We start from the raw sequence: 580 nt of genomic DNA, 5'->3' as shown, positions 1-580 counted from the left end.
ACATCTACAAACTCGACCCAGAAAGGAGAAGACAGCTCGGCATAAGGGAGCTGCCCGGCTCGCTGCGGGAAGCCGTAGAAGAGCTTCTGAGCGACAGAGATTTTCTCAAGCCTGTTTTCAGCGATGACTTGATCGAGGTTATGACGGAGCTGCAGTTGAAGGCTTTCATCGACGTGACCACGAAGCCGCATCCCTACGAGTTTTACCTGTACTTCGACGTGTGATACACATGGTCAAGGCCTACGTCTTGGTTTCGGCCAAGCCGGGAACATCCGAGGACATCGTAAACTTCTTGAAGAAGGCTTCAGAGGTGAAAGGAGTTGTTTCCGCTGATTCCGTGTTCGGGCGATACGACGCCATAATAACTCTCGAAACCGAAAACCTCGAAATGCTTTCCCAAGTTTTATACAAAGTGATCGAGAAAATCCCCAACGTGGTCAGGACGGAGACCTGCATCGTGATGTTCAGCGGGAACAGACGATGACCAAGGTTTTTGCCTACGTACTTGTGAGAACCGAACCCGGCACTTCGCATCAAATAGTCTCTATGAGGACTATGCCGGGAGTTCTTCTAGCCCATA

General features: G+C 50.5%; 2 protein-coding genes. Both read left to right on the top strand.

The features are described from left to right. On the top strand, positions 1-224 hold a 224-nt coding region (locus tag N0A24_12310; GenBank protein MCS7174118.1), incomplete at its 5' end, for a glutamine synthetase. A 5-nt stretch (positions 225-229) separates the two neighbouring features. Beyond that, positions 230-484 (top strand): Lrp/AsnC ligand binding domain-containing protein, encoded by a 255-nt coding sequence (locus N0A24_12305; GenBank protein MCS7174117.1) that lies wholly within the window; start codon positions 230-232, stop codon positions 482-484. Positions 485-580: the final 96 nt, after the last annotated feature.

Source organism: Armatimonadota bacterium, assembly GCA_025059775.1.
Classification (GTDB): Bacteria; Sysuimicrobiota; Sysuimicrobiia; order Sysuimicrobiales; family Sysuimicrobiaceae; genus Sysuimicrobium.
Note: the sequence above shows the minus strand (reverse complement) of the source record. Positions and strands in the feature narration are given on the sequence as shown.